We start from the raw sequence: 18,162 nt of genomic DNA on the forward strand, positions 1-18,162 counted from the left end.
CGCCGGAGACGAGGAGAAGATCAGGACAAAACGCGGCGGTTCGTCGTGACCGTGTTCGCGTGGGACGAACTCTACCATGTCGTCCTCGCCCGGCACAACGTCCCCGTAGGACGCGCATGTCCCGACAACCCCTGCCCGCGCCCCTCGCCTCGCCCGGGTGGGAGATGGGAGGCCGAGGGAATGGTTCCGGGGCGAACCCGCGCTCGTCGCTTCGGTCGTCCCGGGGCTCGGGTTCGTCTCTTCGTTCGCTTGCCTCGCGGCCCGAGGACGAGCGCCCTCAGCGTCACGGCCGCGCGAAACACGTCGCCGTCCTCCTCGCCGAGGATCTGCTCGAGGGCCCAGGCGACGCCTTCGTCCTCCTCGCGCATGCACAGGAGGAACGGCGGCACGCCGAGGGCCCGGGCCGCGGCGTAGACGGTGTTCACGCTCATGACCGCGAGCCCATTCTCCAGCGTGGAGGCGTGGCCCTTGGAGAGCCCGCTCGCCTTGGCGAATTGAGCGAGTGACATGTTCTGCTCCCGCCGGCGCGCTCTTATTCGAGCGCCGATGTGAGCGGCAAACGGATCCGGGACACGACGCGTGGGCACGGGTTGCACCTCAGAAAAAAGATTGTCCTGCCAAACAAATAAATACCGTCGACCGCTCGTCGTAGGGCACGAGCGTCGGTCGGCGTTCGAAATGATCATTCTCGACAACCCCTCTTACCACGACCGGCCGTCGCCACCCAATCATCGAACGCATTTCGAACGCATTTTCGAAGGGCGAAAAACGACACGGGGCATTCTTTTTTCGCGAATGAAACCGGGCGTCAACACACGAGGGTGGGGCCGACGCACCTCGAAGCCGCACGCTCACGGGACAAACCCGCGCCCCGGGCCCCTCGCGCGCCGGCTCGTTTGTCCCGCCAACAGATGCCGTCAAGGGCCGGTCACACACGACACCACCCCCGCCGCCGTCAGCAGGGGGGCCTCGGTACGGCCCCGACACGATGTCCTTGACTTTCCGCTCTACTCGTGACCCGAGCGCTTCGTCGCGCCGCCGCGCCCCGCGCGCTTCTTCGCGAGCCGCGCGCTCGCGCGCTCCTCGATCACCGCGCTCACGCGCCGCATATCGCCGCCGTACGCCTGCCGGATCTCCTCCAGCACCGCCGAGAGCGGATCCTCGTCGGGGAAGGCCATCAGCACGAACGGCGGCACGTCGAGCGCTCGCGCCACCGCGACCACCGTGCCCATCGTCACCCGCACCCGGCCCCGCTCCGCGCTCGACATCTGGCTCGGCGTCAGGCCCCCCGCCTCGCGCAAGCTCGCGAGCGACAGACCTCGCTCGAGCCGCAGATCACGCATCCGCGCCCCGAGCTTCCCAGCGTACGGCTCCGGCGGCCCGCTCGTGATGTCCACGCGCTCGCGGGCGGCCGTCCCCCGCGTCTTCGATCCCTGCGCCTGCGTTTGGCTCGACGTGCGCTTCATCCTGACGCCGACAAACCTAACACGTTCTGCGGGGCCACGTGCACGCGCGATCGAAAAACGGGAGCCGAGCCAGCGAGGTTCGTCCGTCGACCGGTTTTTCAGGCCCTAACCTCTTTTTAACAGACGATCCGGAGACGCCGATCGAACCGCCCCCCCCGGGGCCCGCCGCTCGCTCAGCCGAAGAAACGAACGAGCTCTTTGACGAACACGTCGCGCGCCTCGATGTGCGGCGAGTGCCCGACGTTCGGCAGGATTTCCTCGCGGTAGCTGCCCCCGTTCGCCTTGTAGGCCTCGAGCACGGCGCGTGTCTGCGCGACCATCGGCTGCGCCGGGCAGACGTCCTCGCCGGGCCAGCCAGGGATCGCACCGAGCTTGCCGAGGAAGCCAAAATCGAAGAGCGACGTGTCGCTCACGATCTGATCGGCGTCGCCCCGAATCCAAAGGACGTCGTGCGCAGGCGCGAGCTTGCCGAAGCCGGAGAGGTCCACGTACTTCGGCGAGAGCGCGTTGTTCACGCCGCGCGCGCCGGGCGCGACGCCGGGCCAGTTCGTCGACGTGGTCGTGTCGCCGGGGTAGTGATCGTCACCCGTGCGCATCTTCAGGATCTCCGCGACGAAGACCTCCTCGCGCGCCTTCTCCACGCGGAACGGCGGCTTGAAGTAGAAGTCGTTCATCACCTTGCGCGGCGAGAACGCGCTCTCCTCCGAGGCGTCGCCCTCCTTCAACCGCCGCGCGAACTCGGGGTTCGCCGTGCCGCCGCCCGAGCCCGCGAAGTCCGCGAAGCAAGGCTCGCCGCTCGCGCCGCGCGTGCCGCCGAAGCCGTACGGCGACATCGGCGCCTCGAGGACGATCTTGCCGACGAGCTCGGGGTGGTCGATCGCGAGCTGCATCGCGACGCCGCCGCCGACCGACCAGCCCACGACGTGCACCTTGCCCGCGACGCCGAGCTCGGGGTGACGCAAGAGCGCCGCGAGGTCGTCCGAAAAATCACGCAGGCCGCGGGTCGCGTCGATGGGCGCGGGCTCGGTGTCGCCGTAGCCGCGCAGATCGGCCGCGATGGCGCGGAAGCCCTCGGGGAGCGCGGCCATCGTCTCCTCGTAGAAACGAGCGGAGGAGCAGTTGCCGTGGATGAAGAGCACCGGCACGCCGTCCTTGGGGCCGCGGACGAGCACGTGCATGCGAAGGCGAGACGTCTGGATCTGGGTCGAGGTGATGGCGGTCATGAGCTCCTCGGGGTTTTTCGGACCGGAGGAGGAGAATGCCTTCAACGCTCGCCGGTGAGAAGATCGTAGAGGCGCGGCGCGAACGCCTCGGCCACGCAGTGCTCGACCTCGTCGGAGGTGCCGAACCGTAAGGCCTCCCGCGCCACGGCCTCGGCCTCGACGAGCGTGACGCGACGCAGCGCTTCCTTGATCTCGGGGATCGCCGCCGCCTCCATGGAGAAGTCACGCATGCCGAGGCCCACGAGCAGGACCGCGGCGAGAGGATCACTCGCCATCGCGCCGCAGATCGAGACAGGACAGCTCCACCCCTCGCCGGCGCGCACCACGCTGCGGATGAGCCGCAAGATCGAGGGGTCGAAGGACGAAGCGAGGTAGGCGAGCGAGCGGCTCGTGCGATCGACGGCGAGCGTGTACTGCACGAGGTCGTTCGTCCCGAGGCTCATGAAGCTCGCCTCCTGGGCGAAGAGATCCACGAGCACCGCGGCCGCAGGCACCTCGATCATGACCCCGAGCGGGATCTCCTCCGCGCACGGAAGGCCTCGCGCCTTCACCTGCGCGATCGCCTGGTCGAGCAACACGCGCACCTGCCGGAGCTCCGAGAGGCTCGCGATCATGGGGATCATGATCTTCACCTCGCCGTACGCGCTCGCCCGGACCATCGCGCGCAGGTGCTCGAGGAAGACCTCGGGCTGCGAGAGCGCGAGGCGCACGGCGCGCAAGCCGAGCATCGGGTTCATCTCGGGCGGGAGCTTGAGGCTCGAGATGAACTTGTCGCCGCCGATGTCGAAGGTCCGCAGCGTGACGGGCATCGGGCGCATCGTCTCCACGACGGCGCGGAAGATCTCGAACTGCTGCTCCTCGGTCGGCGGCTCGGAGCGATCGATGTAGAGGAACTCGGTGCGGTAGAGGCCGATGCCCTCGGCGCCGTGATCACGCGCGAGGATGGCCTCGGCCGGGAGCTCGACGTTCGCGCGCAGCGTGACGCGCAAGCCGTCCTGGGTCGTCGCCTCCCGATCACGCGAGACCGAGAGCTCACGCGAGAGCGCGGTGTGACGCTCGCCGCGGGCGCGCGCCTCGTCGAGCTCGCGCGCCTGCGGGCGCACGAGCACGCTGCCACGCAGGCCGTCGACGACCACGAGATCGCCGCTCCGGATCCGCGCGAGCGCGTCGGTCACGCCGACGACGGCGGGGATCTCCAGCGCGCGCGCCATGATCGCCGTGTGGCTCGTCCGCGTGCCGACCTCGGTCACGAAGCCGACGACGGGCTGGTTGATCATCGCCGCCGTGTCCGCAGGCGAGAGGTCGTGCGCGACGATGATCGAGGGACCATCGAGGCGCAGGTGCGGCTGCTCGGGCGCGCTCGTGCCGAAGGCGCGCAGGATCCGATCGCCGATGAACATCACGTCGTGGCTGCGCTCGCTCAGGTACGGATCATCGAGCGCCGCGAGCCGCTTGGCGATCGCGTCGGAGGCCTCGGCGACGGCCCACTCCGCGCCGCGTTTCTCCTTGCGGATCTGGTGGCGCACGGCCTCGGCGAGCACGGGGTCGCCGGTCATGAGCACGTAGGCCTCGAGGATGGAGGCCTCGGCGCTGCGCTCGGTGAGGCGCTGCGACATCTCGCGCAGGTCGCGCTGCGCGCGCGCGACGGCCTCTTCGAAGCGCGTGATCTCCGCGTCGACGTCCGCCTCGCCGATCGTGCGCCTCGGGCAGGGCGCGCGGCTCAACCCGAAGACGACGACCTTGCCGATGGCGACGCCTGGCGAGCCCGCGATGCCGCGGAGCACCTCGGCCGTCTTCGAAGGAGGCTCCGCGCTCATTCGTGCTCTCCGAAGCGAGCGGCGATGAGCTCCCCGATCGCTCGCACGGCCTCGGACGAGCTCTCGCCGCGCGCCTTCACCTCGAGCACCGTGCCGACGCCGCCGCAGAGCAGGAGCACGCCCATCACGCTCTTCGCGTTCGCCTCCTGCCCGTCGGGCCCCGCGACCGTGACCTCGCACGGATACTTGCCCGCGAGCTGCACGAGCTTCGTGGCCGCGCGCGCGTGCAGGCCGCGCGCGTTGACGATCGTGAACCGACCCGTCGCGCTGCCGCCGCTCACGTCTTCCCCCTGCCACCGTCGGGGGGCCGCGGCGCCCCCTCCGCCCCCTCGTCGGCGCCACGCGAGAGTGGATCGGCATCGTGCTCGGGCGCCGCGGTGTGCTCCGCCCTGCCGACGTCACGATGCACGACCGAGATGGGTAGCGTCACCTTCCTGCGTAGATTGTCGGCCAAAACCTCGGCGAGCGCCACCGATCGATGTCGCCCCCCGGTGCAGCCGATCCCGATGGTCAGGTAGCTCTTCCCCTCACGCTCGTAACGCGGGAGCGAGAACTCGAGCAGCGCGCCGATCTTCTCGAGCAGCTCGGACGCCTCGGGGCTCTGCAGGACGAAATCGCGCACCGCGGGGTGGCTCCCGGGCAGACGCCGGAGCTCCGGGACGAAATGCGGGTTGTCGAGGAAGCGGACGTCGAAGATCAGATCGGCATCGACCGGGACGCCGAACTTGAAGCCGAAGGAGACGAAGCGCGTGGACATGCGCGGCGCCTCCGCCTTGCCCGGCCCGAGGTGCGCGATGATCTGGCGGCGCAGCTCGTGCACGCTGAGGCGCGTCGTGTCGAGGTCGATGGTGGCGAGCGCGCGCAGCGGCGCGAGGCGCTCGCGCTCGAGGTGCACGCCGTCGAGCACGGCGAGCCCGCCGGAGCTGCCGGGCGCGCGTGAGGCCGCGGCCGAGAGCGGGTGCGGCCTGCGCGTCTCGTTGAAGCGGCGCAGCAGCGCCTCGTCGGTCGCGTCGAGGAAGACGACGGCCATGTCGCGCCCCTCGGCGATACGCGAGAGCGTGGGCCCGGCGCCGTCGAGGAAGGCGAAGGCGCGCACGTCGATGCCGAGGCCGACGCGGCGGATGCCTCCGGCCTCGCAGACCTCGATCGTCTGCGGCACGAGGGACGTCGGCAGGTTGTCGACGCAGAAGTAGCCGAGGTCCTCCAGCGCGTGGAGCGCGGTGGACTTGCCGGCCCCCGAGAGCCCGGTGACCACGACGACGCGGCTCTTGTCGCTCATCGCTCTCGCCTCCCTCCGCCGAGCAACGCGCCTTCGAGGTTGCCGAAGAACTCCTTCGCGGCGTGGTGCCCTGCGTTCTTGAGCAATTCGTTCCGCGCGGCGACCTCGATGATCGTCGACATGTCGCGCCCCGGCCGCACCGGGATCACGAGCTCGCGCACCTTCACGCCGAGGATCGTGCGGTGACGATCCTCGAGGCCGAGCCTGTCGTACTCGACGTCCTTCGACCACTCGACGAGCTTGATCACCACGTCGATGCGCTTGCGCTCGCGGATCGCCGTCACGCCGAAGAGGTCCTTCACGTTGAGGATGCCGAGCCCGCGCACCTCGAGGTGGTGACGGAGCAGGAGCGCCGACGTGCCGAAGATCATCCCGGGCGGGCGGTAGTCGCACTCGACGACGTCGTCGGCGACGAAGCGATGACCTCGCATCACGAGGTCGAGCGCGCACTCGCTCTTGCCGATCGCGCTCGGGCCCGCGAGGAGCACGCCCACGCCGAAGACGTCGACGAGCACGCCGTGCAGCCGCACGCGCGGCGCGAGCCTGTCGTCGAGCAGCGCGTGCAGCGCGGTGATGGTGACGCTCGATCGCGACGCCGATCGGACGAGCGGCGTGCCCGAGGCCTCGGCCGCGGCCACGAGCTCGGGCACGGCGCGGTAGCCGGCCTCGGGCGACGACTCGCCTTCGCCGCGCGCGTCCCGCGTGACGATCACGCAGCAGAGCTCACGCGCGAAGAGGTCGTGGAGCTTCCTCGCGCGGTCCTCTGCGTCGAGCGTGTGCAAGAACGAGAGCTCGGTCTGGCCGAAGATCTGGATCCGCGAGGAGGTGATGCCGTGGAAGTGCCCCACGAGCGCGAGGCCCGACTTCTGGATACGCGTCGACTCGATGATCCGATCGAGGCCCGCCTCGCCGGCGACGAGCTCGAGCCCCACGCCGAGCCCGGGATCGCCGAGCAAGGCGCGCACGGTCATCGATGCGCGCGGGACGGGGACGCTGCGCGGGGCCTCTTCGTTCACGGACCCCTGCCCTCCTCGGCGGCGATGATCGCGAACGCGTCGCCGCCGCTCGGCGCGAGGAGCAGGCGCTTGCGGAACTCGTCGTCGCGGAGCAGCCGCGAGACACGCGCCAGCGTCTTCAGGTGCTCACCGGCGGCGCGCTTCGGGCCAACGACGGCGAAGAGGATGCCGACGGGCGCGCGATCGATCGCGTCGAAGTCGATCGGGTGAGGGCAGAGCAGGACGGCGCCCACGTGCCGATCGAGGCCTTCGAGCGCGCCATGCGGGATGGCGACGCCGCCGCCGACGCCGGTCGACTGGAGGTTCTCGCGCTCGACGAGCACCCGCTCGATCTCCGACGCGGGCGTCGGGGGGGCCATCCCGCGGGCGAGCAGCTCGGCGAGGCGGCGCAGCGCATCGGACTTGGAGCGGACGACGCCCTCGGCCTCGTTCGCCACCGAGACGTGGTCCGCGCTCAGGATCTCGAGAACACCCATGATCGTGCCCGGGGGTTTTTGCGAAGAGGCGCCGGCCGTCGCGCGACGGGACCGCCGGAGGGGCGCCCGTGCGGCGCTGGCCGGCGCCGTTCTCATCCGTCGTGTGTCCCCCCCGTGCCTCGGCAGAAGCACGGGCGAGCCCTACTACGGAAAGGGCCGGCTGGCGAGGGCGTACAGCGTGGAAAACGCCTCAGTCGCGGGCGCGACCCTCGGCGGCCTCACTGACTTCGGTCGCGAACTCGCCCGCGCTCGGCGCGCCGCGTTTCTTCGCCATGTTCGCCGTCTTGTCCGCTTCGATCTGGCGGTCGAGCTTGTCGATGACCTTGTCGATCGAGGCGTACATGTCCTGGCTGCGGACCGTGGCGTGGAACTGCTGGCTGCCCGAGGAGATCTTCACATCGGCGATGTGCTCGAGGCCTTCGACGGACAAGGTGACCTGCGCGGCCATGGCTTGACGAAGGAACCTTTGCAGCTTGGCGATCTTGTCGTGCGCGTACTGCTTCACCGCTTCCGTGGCGACCATGTGTCGGAACGTGATTGCGATGTTCATCGAAGGCTGCCTTCCTTTCCTCGAGGGCGAAGCACCCGGCGCGCTCTCATGCGCGCACCACGTGGGATCGTACCACCGCAGGCCGAGCCAAAGCGCGCGGAACGATCAGGGGGAAGCGTCGCAACGTTGCCGTTTCCTCCCGCGCCGTGGTCGCTCGCATGACCGTCTCGTTTCCTGGGCCACGCGTCAAACCCACCGAACCGCCGGAGCGCTTGCGCATGTCCTGGTGAGAACCGTCGATACCGCCCGGACAATCCCGCTAAGGGGAGGTAGCGGCGTAACGCGACCGGACAAGAGGGTGCGCCCGAAAGTCCTCGGGGGAGGCCTCGAGGGCGACCTCTCCATCTAGAAGGAGGAGGGCGCGGTCGCAGAGGCGCAAGGCCGCGTCGACGTGATGATCGGAGACGAGGACGGTGGCGCCGGCATCCGCGAGGGCCCGGAGTCGATCCGCGACATGGAGAGCGCCGAGGGGATCCACCGCCGCGAACGGTTCGTCACAAACGAGGACACGAGGCGCGGCGGAGAGGGCGCGCGTGATCTCGAGGCGACGGCGCTCGCCGCCGGAGAGGCGCGCAGCCTGGGTGTCGAGGAGGGGTTCGAGGCCAAGGTCACGCGCGATGGAGAGAGCGTCGGGCGAGCCGGGAGGGCGCGCGCGGCGGGTGAGGCGCTCGAAGACGGCGAGGTTATCGCGAACGGAGAGGTCGGGGAGGACGCTCGGAGTCTGCGGGACGTAGCCGAGGCCGCGGCGAGCACGTTCGAAGAGGGGGAGGCGCGTGATGTCGTCGCCGGAGAGGAGGACGATTCCTTCGATGGGGGCGAGCTCGCCGACGAGGACACGGAAGAGGGTGGTCTTGCCAGCACCGCTGGGGCCAAAGACGGCGAGGACTTCGCCGGGACGCGCTTCGAAGGTGACGCGGTGAAGGAGGGTGCGGCCGGAGAGGCGGACGGTGAGGGAGGTGGCGAGGAGGGACATGTAGGAAAATAAGAAATGGAAACGGGGGAAACGGGGGAAACGGGGAAACGGGGACGCAATGGGACGCGGGTGGGGATCCCGCTCGGGGGACGGGGAGCTTACCGTCGTGCTCGGCCTCTTCAAGGCCAAGCCGTGCTCGCCATGCTCGCGCTGCGCGCTGCGCGTGACGGTGCGGGACGAGGGTCCCGGCGAGAGGGTCGTCCGGCGGAGGAGTCGTTATGCTGACGATTGATGAGGTCGTTCTGGTGATGGCGGGGGACGCAGGGAGGATCGCGGAGCGAATCGAACGGAAGGACAGGGACCTGGCTCGGCAATTGCGGTGGGCCGTGCAAAGCGTGGCGCGGAATGTCGCCGACGCATCGTTAACCTTCGCCAAACGCGCGGACCGCCCCCCACATCTGGACTCTTCAGCACCTTCTGCTCGGCAGCCCCTGCGTTCCCCTTGGCGAACGCCTCCGTAGGCAGCGCGATCGACGCGGTGAACTCCTCTCCCGACGGCGCCACGCGGACCTGGAGTTCGTGCTCCCGCCGGAGCTCTTGGAAGGAAGGACTTGCCCGGGGTTCATGCGTTACATCTAGATCGAATGCGTCCCGTGAGCCCTGTCGAGGTCGAAAGCGACTCCCGTACCTCGACGGCGGTGAGTGTCACCGCAGACTTCGTTCGCGTCGAGAGGAACGGGGCCCCGCGGCGGGTTGCTGCGCCGTCCCACAGCGGGCCCCGCGGCGTTCCTTCCCTTCCGATCGACGGCTTCCTCAAGCACTACGAGATCATCCGCAAGCTCGGCGAAGGTGGCACGGGGGTCGTGCTGCTCGCGCGGGATACCAAGCTCTGGCGCCCCGTCGCCATCAAGCTCCTCCACGACCGCGGACAGGCGACCTCGCGTTTGCTCGCCGAGGCCCGGGCGACGGCGCTCTGCAAGCACGAAAACATCGTCGTCATCCACGACGTCGACGAGACCGAGGGGCATCCGTACATGGTCCTCGAGTATCTCGAGGGCCGCACGTTGCGGGAGGTCCTGTCCTCCGCCGCCCGGGGATCGAGCCGCGTGCTCCCGAAGGGCCTCGCGCTCGACATCGTGATATCGGTCCTCCGCGCGCTCGTCGCCGCGCACGAGGGCGACGTCGTCCACCGCGACCTCAAGCCCGAGAACGTCATGATCCTCGACGCCGGGGGCGTCAAAGTGCTGGATTTCGGGCTGGCGAGGCGCGGCGATGACTTGGAGCAGAGTCACGGAGGCACACTCGCGTACATGGCGCCCGAGCAATGGCTCGGCGAGGACGTCGACGCGCGCGCCGATCTCTGGGCGGTCGGCGTCCTCCTGTACGAGCTGCTCGCGGGGGAGCATCCGCTCGCGCCGCTCACGCGGGAGGCTCTCGAGCGTGTCGCCGACCTGGACACGCCCATGCCGAGGCTCGGTGACGTGCTGCCCGAGCTCTCAGCCCTCTCGGACGTCGTCGACCGCTGCTTGCGCAAGCGAAAGGAGGAGCGCTTCGGGTCGGCGGACGAGCTGCTCGCCGCGCTCACGCCCCTGCGCGACGGGGGAAGACCCCTCGCGCTCGCCGAGGGCGAGCAGCCGTTCGCGGGGCTATCGGCGTTCCAGGAGGGGGACGCGAGCCGCTTCTTCGGCCGCGAGCGGGACATCGCGGTCCTCGTGGGGCGGCTCCGCCGTCAGCGGCTCGTGACGGTGGTGGGCCCCTCTGGCGCGGGCAAATCGTCGTTTCTGCGCGCCGGCGTGATCCCAGCCCTGAAACAATCCGGCGAGGACTGGGACGTGCTCGTCCTGCGCCCGGGCCGCGCTCCCGTGTCGGCGCTCGGCGCGGCGCTCGCGGAGGTGCTCGCCGAAGGCAGGCCGAACGATCTCCGCGCCGAGCCGGGCTTGCTCGGCGCCCGCCTGCGGGCGTTTTGCCGGGCGCGCGGGCCTGGGAGCCGCGCGCTCGTCTTCGTCGATCAATTCGAGGAGCTTTATACGCTGGTCTCTGATCCGGACGAGCGAACCGCATTCCTGCAATGCCTCCTCGGCGTGGCAGACGACGCCTCCTCGCCGCTGCGGGCCATCGTGACCATTCGTTCGGATTTCCTCGATCGCGTCGCCGAGGATCCCCATTTCCTGGCGGAGGTCACGCAGGGGCTCTTCCTCCTGCCGCCGATGGGGCGTGAGGCATTACGAGAGGCCTTGCGGCGCCCCGTGGAGGTGGCCGGGCATCACTTCGAGGACGAGGCGATCATCACCGAGATCCTGGACGAGCTCTCGCGTGCCAAGACCCCGCTTCCGCTCCTGCAATTCTCGGCCGCCGCGCTCTGGGAGGCCCGGGATCGGGAAGCGAAGACCTTGACGCGAGCGAGCTACGAGCGGCTCGGCGGGGTGGTCGGGTCGCTCGCGACGCACGCCGACGCGATCTTCGCGGCGCTCGCATTGCCTGACCAGCACCTCTGTCAGGCCGTCTTTTTGCGCCTGGTCACGCCGGAGCGCACGCGCGCGATCGTGAGCCTGTCCGAGCTCGCGACGCTCGTCGACGATCCCGTCGCGGTGGAGGCGCTCGTCCAGCACCTCTGCGGCGCGAGGCTCCTGCTCCTCGAGGCCAGCGGCGATCCGGGCGCGATCACGGTGGAGCTCGTTCACGAGTCGCTCATCGATCGCTGGCCGAGGCTCGCGCGGTGGCTCGACGAGAACACGGCGGACGCCCAGTTCGTGGCCCGGCTGCGCGCCTCCGCCTCGCAATGGCAGGCGGGCGGAGAGGCGTCCGGCTTGTTGTGGCGGGACCGCGCCGCCGAAGAGGCGCGGACGTGGTACGAGCGAAGGCACGCGAGCCCGGAGGCACCGCGCGGTGTGCCGCTCGGACGCGCGGAAGAGCGGTACCTGCTCGCCGTGATCGACCTCCAGCAGCGCGCGCGGCGGAGGCGACAACGATCGATTGCCGGGGCGTTCGTGGTTCTCGGGACCGTGTCGGTCCTCGTGTTTCTCCTGGCCATACGCGCCCAGGCCCAGGCTGCGCGTGTCGAGGAGCAGAACGCCGAGCTCGCGCGCGAGGCGCTGCGTGGCCGCAACGCCACGCGGATGCTCGCGGCGCGCAGGCGAAAGGACGATCCCACGCTGGCGCTCGCGTTCGCGCGGGAGGTCGAGCCCGAGGACATCCCCAAGGAGTGGGCCGAAATCGTGAGTGATGCGCTCTCCTCCGGCGTCGCGCGGGACGAGGTCTCGGGCCTCCACAACGGCGATCCGATCTACTGGGCGACCATCAGCCCGGATGGCGCGCGTATCATCGCGGCGTACGGGGACAAGGCGGCGCAGATTTTGACGGTCGGCGATTACCGAACGCTCGTCACGCTGCGCGGCCACGACGCGTACCTCTCGTTCGCTGCTTGGAGCTCGGATGGCACGCGTGTCGTCACGGCGTCCGCGGACAAGACAGCCCGGATCTGGAACGCGGATGGCTCCGGGGAGCCGCTCGTGCTGCGGGGCCACGAGGGCGAGGTCCAGTCGGCGCTGATGAGCCCGGATGGACAGCGCGTCGTGACGGCTTCGGACGACGGGACCGCGAGGGTATTCCGCGCGGCGGACGGGAGGCAATTGGCCCAGCTCGAGCACGAAGCGAGCGTCACGAACGCCCGGTTCAGCCCGGATGGCGAGCGCATCGCGACGACCTCTGTCGATGGACTCGTGCGCGTGTGGAGCGCGGACGGCGGGGGCGCGCCGCTGCTGCTCCGCGGGCACACGGACGCGGTCGTCGCGGTCGCCTGGAGCCCGGACGGAGCGCGCATCGCCACCGCGGGCAAGGACGCCACGCTGCGCATCTGGGATGCCGCAGGCGGCGCCGAGCGCCTCACGCTGCGCGGCCACGAGGACAAGGTCATGAGCGTCGCGTGGAGCCGCGACGGCAAGCGTATCGCCTCGGCGTCGAAGGACAAGACCGCGCGCATCTGGGATGCCGACGGCGTGGGGCAGCCGATCGTCTTGCGTGGCCACAAGCACTGGATCTACTCGGCGGATTTCAGCCCAGATGGCCGCTACCTCCTCACGGCGTCGCTCGACAGGACGCTTCGGTACTGGGATCTCGACGAGGTCGTCGCGCCGAGGGTGCTCGAGGGCCACACGGACGTCGTCAACGCGATGGCGTGGAGCCCCGATGGCGCGCGGATCCTCACGGTCTCGCGGGACAAGACCGCGCGGGTGTGGCGCGCGAATGGGGAGGGGAGCCCGGTCGTCTTGCGTGATCATGCCGAGGACGTCCAGAGCGCGAGGTGGAGCCCCGACGGCACGCGATTCGTCACGGCGGCGCGGGACGGGACCGCGCGGGTATGGCGCCTCGACGACCCTTCTTCGCCCGTCGTCCTCGACTTCCATCCGGATAAGGTCTGGAACGTCGATTGGAGCGCTTCGGGCGACCGTATCGTCACCGCTTCCCTCGATGGAACGCTGCGCTTGTGGGCGAGCGACGGCTCTGCGCTCCTGGCGGTGACCAGGACCCCGTCCAAACCCAAGAGCGTCGTCCAGGCGTCGTTCGATCCCGGGGGCACGCGGATCGTCGTGACGGACGGGACCGGGAACGTCTACCTCTGGCACGTCGACGAGGAGGGGGAGCTCGTCGTGCTGGGCCAGCAGGGTGCGAGGTTCGACCCCTCGCATTGGAGCCCGGACGCGTTATGGAGCCCGGACGGCTCGCGTATCGTCACGTCGTTCGTGGACAGCGCCGCGCGCATCTGGAACGTGCGCGACGCCGCGGCCCCCCCGCTCCTGCTTCGGGGGCACGAATCGAATGTCACCTCCGCTTCATGGTCGCCTGAGGGCGCGCGGATCGTCACGACGTCCAGCGACCGGACCGCGCGTGTGTGGAGCGCCGATGGCTCCGGGCAGCCATGGGTCCTCCAGGGGCATGGGGGTACGGTCTCGTGGGCGAGCATGAGCCCCGACGGGACACGCATCGTCACCGCGTCGGAGGACACGACCGTGCGCGTCTTTCATGCCGACGGGTCCGGGCAGCCCTTCGTGCTCGGGGGCTCGCCCCTCGCCGTCCTGCGCGCCGACTGGAGCCCCGACGGCAAGTACATTGCGCAACTCTCCGACGAGAAGGTCATCCGGGTATGGCCCGCCGTGGAGCCCTTCACCGGCCCCGGCGACGCCCGACTCTGGAGGGCGACCTCATATTGTATTCCCGTGCCGATCCGGAGAGAACTGCTCCAGGTCACCGAAACCGAGGCCGAGAGGGACCAGCGAGCGTGCGAGCGCCGCGTCGCGGAGGCGCGCGCCGCCGAGTGAAAGCCGGACCATTCGCCGGCTCGTGATAGGGTGATGCGGCCATGACGCAGAAGCCGATCTCGCTCGGTACGACCCAAGATCCCGCGCGCGAAGCGCGGCGGGCGCAGCCCCTCGCGCGTCCGTTCCTGTTCGTCGTGCTCCATTGTGATCAGCCGGCGCTCGGCGGCGCGCGGTATTGCCTCTCGCAGATCGACGTCGTCCACATCGGCCGCGGGCCCGAGCGCGTCGCGTCGCGCGTCCGCGAGGGGGGCGCTCGGCGGCTCGAATTGCGTTTGCCCGATGTGGCCATCTCGAAGGCCCATGCGCGCCTCGTCCGGAGCGGCGATGGCTGGGCCTTCGAGGACGCAGGCTCGAGGAACGGTTCTTTCGTCAATGACAGTCGCGTCCGGAAGGTCGCGCTCGAGGACGGTGATTTCATCGAGCTCGGCAACGTCATTCTGCGCTACCGCGCGGGCTTGCCCTCGTCGCCTGCGTCCGCTGCGGATCTGGACCTCCAGAGCCCGGAGGTCGGCGCGCTCTCCACGCTCGTCCCGCCGCTCGCAGACGATCTCGACGTGCTGACGCGTATCGCGCGAGCGCCCATCCCGGTGCTCCTCCTCGGCGAATCGGGCACGGGCAAGGAGGTGCTCGCGGCAGGCGTCCACGCGCTCTCGGGGCGGACAGGGCCGCTCGTCGCCGTCAATTGCGGGGCGCTCACGGCGTCGCTGCTCGAGAGCCAGCTCTTCGGGCACGTCAAAGGCGCGTTCACGGGGGCCATCCGGGACGAGCCGGGCTATGTGCGCCGGGCGAACGGCGGCACGCTTTTTCTCGACGAGGTGGGCGATCTCCCGATGCCCGCGCAAGCCGCGCTCCTGCGCGTGCTCGAGGTGAGCGAGGTCGTGCCGGTCGGCGGCACGAGCCCCATCAAGGTGGATCTGCGCGTCGTCGCGGCGACACACAAACCGCTCGACAGGATGGCCATTCGGGGCGAGTTCCGGGTCGATTTGCAGGCGCGGCTCTCCGGGCACCGGCACATGCTCGCGCCGCTCCGGGATCGGATCGAGGACATGGGCATTCTGGTCCGCGAGCTCTTGCGGCGCTCCAAGGTGCCGGGCGCGCCTGAGCTCGGCTTCACCGTGGAGGCCGGCAAGTTGCTCGTGCAGCAGCGGTGGCCGCTCAACATCCGCGAGCTGTCGCAGACCCTCGGGGTCGCAGCCGCGCTCGCGGACGGGCCGCTCATCGAGAGCGCGCACCTCGAGAGCACGCACCTCCTCGAGGTGCGCCACGACTCCGTCGCGCCGCCCGAGTCCGAGGAGGAGGGGGGCAAGCTGCGCGGGCGTATCGTGGCGCTCCTCGAGAAGCACAGGGGCAGCGTGAGCGGGGTGGCGCGCGACATGGGCAAGTCACGGATCCAGATCCACCGCTGGGTGCAGAGGTTCTCGATCAACATCGATGCGTATCGCGCGAGATCGTGACCGACTCACGGCATCGGGCACGTGTCGGGCATCGACGGCTCGCAGGCCGCGTCCTTCTTCACCTCGAGGAGCTGCATCATGCCTTCATCCTCGTGCTCCAGGATGTGGCAATGCAGCACGTACTTGCCCTCGTAATGCAGGAAGCGCGACAGGAACGTGAGGGTGCCGTCGACTCCCTTCATGCCGCCCGTGGGGATGAGAACCGTATCGCGCCAGATGGGCTGCGCCGGCTTCTTCCCGTTGATGGACGTCACGAGGAACGAGTTGACGTGGATGTGGAAGGGATGGACCGTCTCACCCAACACCTCGCCCCACTTGTTGTTGATCGTCCATTCCTCCACGGCGCCCAGGGCCATGCACTGGTCGATACGGGTCTCGCAGAACGTCCTGCCGTCGATGGTGAAGTGTACGGATCCCTGATCACCCGGAGCCAGGGCGAAGTCGAGCTGGCGGTTGTTGTCGACCTGGTTGCCAGGCTTCGCCATGTCCTCGAACGACGGGTAAAGCGCGGGCGGCGTGAGCGTCTGCGGGACCTCGATGCTCGTATCGGACGCCCCCGCGACGATCACGGTGGCGAGGACCTGCGGCGCCCAGCAGACGAAGTCCAGGTATCCGAGCGCCACCATCTGGTAGGTGCCCGCCTCGAACCGGGTGAGCAGGTCCGCGCGGCCCCCCGGCGGGATGACGTATTCGACCTCCGAGACGGCGTCGGTCATCGGCATCTTCAGGGGCGCCGCGTAGGTGATCCCGTCCGTCGCGACCTGGTAATACGTGACCGACTTCGCCCGCAACGCGTCCCGGTCGAGCATGGGTGGCCCCCCGTTGCTCGCGCAAGAATAACCAAAAGGATCGTAGCCGGGCTTCGGCAATGACGTCGCGGCGTCGACCTGATCGTCGGGCACGCGTAGGAAGGCGATATCCAGCGGAGCACGGAAGCCCGTGTGAAGAACCCGAAGGCGCTGCACCTCGCTCGGGCGCATGTGAAGGATCGGATTGATCTGGCCGTTGACGTGGAAGAAATCGACGACACCCGGAGGGAAGGGGCCGGCCGCGGCCATCTCCTTGTAGGTCGCGAGGCGAGCCTTCCCGATGCAAGCATCCTTCGTCTGGATCATCAGCTCGCCGACGACGAGGAGCTGCTCCTTGCCCTGCCCCGGCCCGGGATCGGGTGAAAACATCTTGTCGAGATCGTCCTTCGTTTCGTCGCGGATGAGGAGTGCCCCGACCATGCCGCCTGCCACCTGGATCGCCGTCGCTCCGTGGAAGTGCGGGTGATACCAGTAGGTCCCGGCCGGATGATCGGCCATCGTCCCGTCCGGCATGACGAGGTCTTTGGGGACGTCGATGACGAAATTGTAACTCTGGCCAGGACCAATCTCCAGAAAGACGTCGTCTCCGGGCGGCCCGGGGTCGACGTGCAGCCCGTGCGTGTGGAAATTGGTCGTGTTGTTCTGCATGCCGGGGCCGTGCCCGCCATGCCCGCCGCTGGTCGTCGTGCCGCAATCGGGGTCCACGGCGCTCCCGTCGTCCGGCAGGCCGTTGATGAGCTCGAGCTCGAACCGATCCCCCGGGCGAAGCTCGATGCTCGGGCCTGGAATGGTGCCCGTGTACGTTCCCTCGAAGCTCGCCGTGCCTGCATTGACTTTGAGGCCCGTGTACGCGCGGGTCATGAACGTGTACTGGCCGACCGTCACCTCGGTCTCGGTGATGGTCATCTCGATATTGAGAAGGCCGTCCTTGGATCGGACCGTGGCAGGGTTCGAGAGCTCTCTGCTCGGGACCGGCTTCGGCGCCGGGGGGTTGTCATCGGAGCTGCAACCGACGGTATCGGGTAGCAAAACGCCGGCGCCGATCGTGGCGCCCAGCATCAAGAAGCCACGCCGATCGAGCGTGAGCGCGACATGTGAACGATTCTTGTCGGACGAGGGCTTATTCGAGGACGTCATGAAGTCTTCCAATGGGTCGGAGCACGCCGAGAATCCGTCGTGGCTGCTGCGAGCGCGCGCCTTGCAACGAGCAGGCCACGTGCGTCGCACGCGACGGCTCGTTTGCAGGCGACAACCGGCCGAGCGCCGCCGTCGCGGCGCGGGGTGGAAAGCGTACCTGTACCTGTACCTGTACCTGTAACAGGACCGTGTGACGGGTACAGGTACAGCGGACGGGGCGGAATGGCTGGTTTTCGAGAGAACGATGGGGCGCCTGGGCTCGGTTGGCGCGGTTCACCGGAGGCCGCACCCGGCCGGACGCACCAACTTGCGCTCCGGAATCGCTGCGCGGTTCGCCGCAAAAAACCCACGTATCATGGCCTGGCACCTCGCTTGCTACGTCGCGGGCGGAACGGCCATCCAGAACTGTGCGGCAGGACATACGTTTTGGTCAACGGCAGCGCGAATCGCCCTGGGAGCGAGAGGATCCACGATGAGTGTCTTCGACGACGCAGATACGACCTTCGAGGTGGTCGTGAATCACGAGGAGCAGTACTCCATCTGGCCTGCCGGCCGGGAGGTGCCTGCGGGCTGGCGCCTGGCAGGGAAGCGCGGGAAACGCGGGGATTGCCTCCAATACATCGAGGCGGTTTGGACCGACATGCGACCGCTCAGCCTGCGCAAGCAGATGGACGCGGCTGCGGCCGCGGTCAAGCATCAGGCGTGAG

14 protein-coding genes are annotated in these 18,162 nt (G+C 69.1%); 3 read left to right on the forward strand and 11 right to left on the reverse strand.

The features are described from left to right. Window positions 1-71 precede the first annotated feature (71 nt). From GF068_RS10040 to GF068_RS47330, 10 genes are all read right to left on the reverse strand, one after another. A complete protein-coding gene (locus GF068_RS10040; RefSeq protein WP_153819086.1) occupies window positions 72-686 on the reverse strand; it encodes a helix-turn-helix domain-containing protein in 615 nt (204 codons plus the stop codon). Window positions 687-1,007: 321 nt separating this feature from the next. Then, a complete protein-coding gene (locus tag GF068_RS10045; RefSeq protein WP_153819087.1) occupies window positions 1,008-1,466 on the reverse strand; it encodes a helix-turn-helix domain-containing protein in 459 nt (152 codons plus the stop codon). Window positions 1,467-1,639: 173 nt separating this feature from the next. After that, window positions 1,640-2,689 (reverse strand): alpha/beta fold hydrolase, encoded by a 1,050-nt coding sequence (locus GF068_RS10050; RefSeq protein WP_153819088.1) that lies wholly within the window; start codon window positions 2,687-2,689, stop codon window positions 1,640-1,642. 41 nt (window positions 2,690-2,730) lie between these two features. Then, window positions 2,731-4,506, reverse strand: coding sequence for a phosphoenolpyruvate--protein phosphotransferase (gene ptsP / locus GF068_RS10055; RefSeq protein WP_153819089.1), 1,776 nt, complete (start codon window positions 4,504-4,506; stop codon window positions 2,731-2,733). Beyond that, window positions 4,503-4,787, reverse strand: a complete 285-nt coding sequence (locus tag GF068_RS10060; protein ID WP_338046312.1) for an HPr family phosphocarrier protein — start codon at window positions 4,785-4,787, stop codon at window positions 4,503-4,505. Before GF068_RS10060 ends, ptsP begins: the two co-directional genes overlap by 4 nt. Next, window positions 4,784-5,785 (reverse strand): RNase adapter RapZ, encoded by a 1,002-nt coding sequence (gene rapZ, locus GF068_RS10065; protein WP_153819090.1) that lies wholly within the window; start codon window positions 5,783-5,785, stop codon window positions 4,784-4,786. The genes GF068_RS10060 and rapZ overlap by 4 nt, the downstream gene beginning before the upstream one ends. Then, on the reverse strand, window positions 5,782-6,801 hold the full coding sequence (hprK, locus tag GF068_RS10070; RefSeq protein WP_338046313.1) for an HPr(Ser) kinase/phosphatase: 1,020 nt from the start codon (window positions 6,799-6,801) through the stop codon (window positions 5,782-5,784). Before hprK ends, rapZ begins: the two co-directional genes overlap by 4 nt. Further along, window positions 6,798-7,277: a PTS sugar transporter subunit IIA gene (locus tag GF068_RS10075; RefSeq protein WP_153819091.1), complete on the reverse strand. Its 480-nt coding sequence runs from the start codon at window positions 7,275-7,277 to the stop codon at window positions 6,798-6,800. Before GF068_RS10075 ends, hprK begins: the two co-directional genes overlap by 4 nt. 190 nt (window positions 7,278-7,467) lie before the next feature. Next, a complete protein-coding gene (hpf, locus tag GF068_RS10080) occupies window positions 7,468-7,827 on the reverse strand; it encodes a ribosome hibernation-promoting factor, HPF/YfiA family (protein WP_153819092.1) in 360 nt (119 codons plus the stop codon). A gap of 259 nt (window positions 7,828-8,086) precedes the next feature. Next, a complete protein-coding gene (locus tag GF068_RS47330) occupies window positions 8,087-8,800 on the reverse strand; it encodes an ATP-binding cassette domain-containing protein (protein ID WP_153819093.1) in 714 nt (237 codons plus the stop codon). Between the two features lie 638 nt (window positions 8,801-9,438). On the opposite strand from GF068_RS47330, the gene GF068_RS10090 reads away from it, so the two are divergent. Together GF068_RS10090 and GF068_RS10095 are read left to right on the forward strand one after the other, a co-directional pair. Continuing rightward, on the forward strand, window positions 9,439-14,055 hold the full coding sequence (locus GF068_RS10090) for an nSTAND1 domain-containing NTPase (RefSeq protein ID WP_170319388.1): 4,617 nt from the start codon (window positions 9,439-9,441) through the stop codon (window positions 14,053-14,055). 41 nt (window positions 14,056-14,096) lie between these two features. Further along, window positions 14,097-15,509 (forward strand): sigma 54-interacting transcriptional regulator, encoded by a 1,413-nt coding sequence (locus tag GF068_RS10095; RefSeq protein ID WP_153819095.1) that lies wholly within the window; start codon window positions 14,097-14,099, stop codon window positions 15,507-15,509. Window positions 15,510-15,514: 5 nt separating this feature from the next. Here the strand turns inward: GF068_RS10095 and GF068_RS10100 are convergent, their stop codons facing one another. Further along, on the reverse strand, window positions 15,515-17,455 hold the full coding sequence (locus tag GF068_RS10100) for a multicopper oxidase family protein (RefSeq protein ID WP_153819096.1): 1,941 nt from the start codon (window positions 17,453-17,455) through the stop codon (window positions 15,515-15,517). A gap of 472 nt (window positions 17,456-17,927) precedes the next feature. On the opposite strand from GF068_RS10100, the gene GF068_RS10105 reads away from it, so the two are divergent. After that, window positions 17,928-18,161 (forward strand): MbtH family protein, encoded by a 234-nt coding sequence (locus tag GF068_RS10105; RefSeq protein WP_153819097.1) that lies wholly within the window; start codon window positions 17,928-17,930, stop codon window positions 18,159-18,161. Window position 18,162: the final 1 nt, after the last annotated feature.

The organism is Polyangium spumosum (genome assembly GCF_009649845.1).
Classification (GTDB): domain Bacteria; phylum Myxococcota_A; class Polyangia; order Polyangiales; family Polyangiaceae; genus Polyangium; species Polyangium spumosum.

Excerpts from the sequence above, each read along its gene's own strand:
- GF068_RS10040 (WP_153819086.1), bottom strand. The coding sequence starts at position 686 with ATGATCATTTCGAACGCCGACCGACGCTCGTGCCCTACGACGAGCGGT.
- GF068_RS10045 (WP_153819087.1), bottom strand. The coding sequence starts at position 1,466 with ATGAAGCGCACGTCGAGCCAAACGCAGGCGCAGGGATCGAAGACGCGG.
- GF068_RS10050 (WP_153819088.1), bottom strand. The coding sequence starts at position 2,689 with ATGACCGCCATCACCTCGACCCAGATCCAGACGTCTCGCCTTCGCATG.
- ptsP (WP_153819089.1), bottom strand. The coding sequence starts at position 4,506 with ATGAGCGCGGAGCCTCCTTCGAAGACGGCCGAGGTGCTCCGCGGCATC.
- rapZ (WP_153819090.1), bottom strand. The coding sequence starts at position 5,785 with ATGAGCGACAAGAGCCGCGTCGTCGTGGTCACCGGGCTCTCGGGGGCC.
- GF068_RS10075 (WP_153819091.1), bottom strand. The coding sequence starts at position 7,277 with ATGGGTGTTCTCGAGATCCTGAGCGCGGACCACGTCTCGGTGGCGAAC.
- hpf (WP_153819092.1), bottom strand. The coding sequence starts at position 7,827 with ATGAACATCGCAATCACGTTCCGACACATGGTCGCCACGGAAGCGGTG.
- GF068_RS47330 (WP_153819093.1), bottom strand. The coding sequence starts at position 8,800 with ATGTCCCTCCTCGCCACCTCCCTCACCGTCCGCCTCTCCGGCCGCACC.
- GF068_RS10095 (WP_153819095.1), top strand. The coding sequence starts at position 14,097 with ATGACGCAGAAGCCGATCTCGCTCGGTACGACCCAAGATCCCGCGCGC.
- GF068_RS10100 (WP_153819096.1), bottom strand. The coding sequence starts at position 17,455 with ATGACGTCCTCGAATAAGCCCTCGTCCGACAAGAATCGTTCACATGTC.
- GF068_RS10105 (WP_153819097.1), top strand. The coding sequence starts at position 17,928 with ATGAGTGTCTTCGACGACGCAGATACGACCTTCGAGGTGGTCGTGAAT.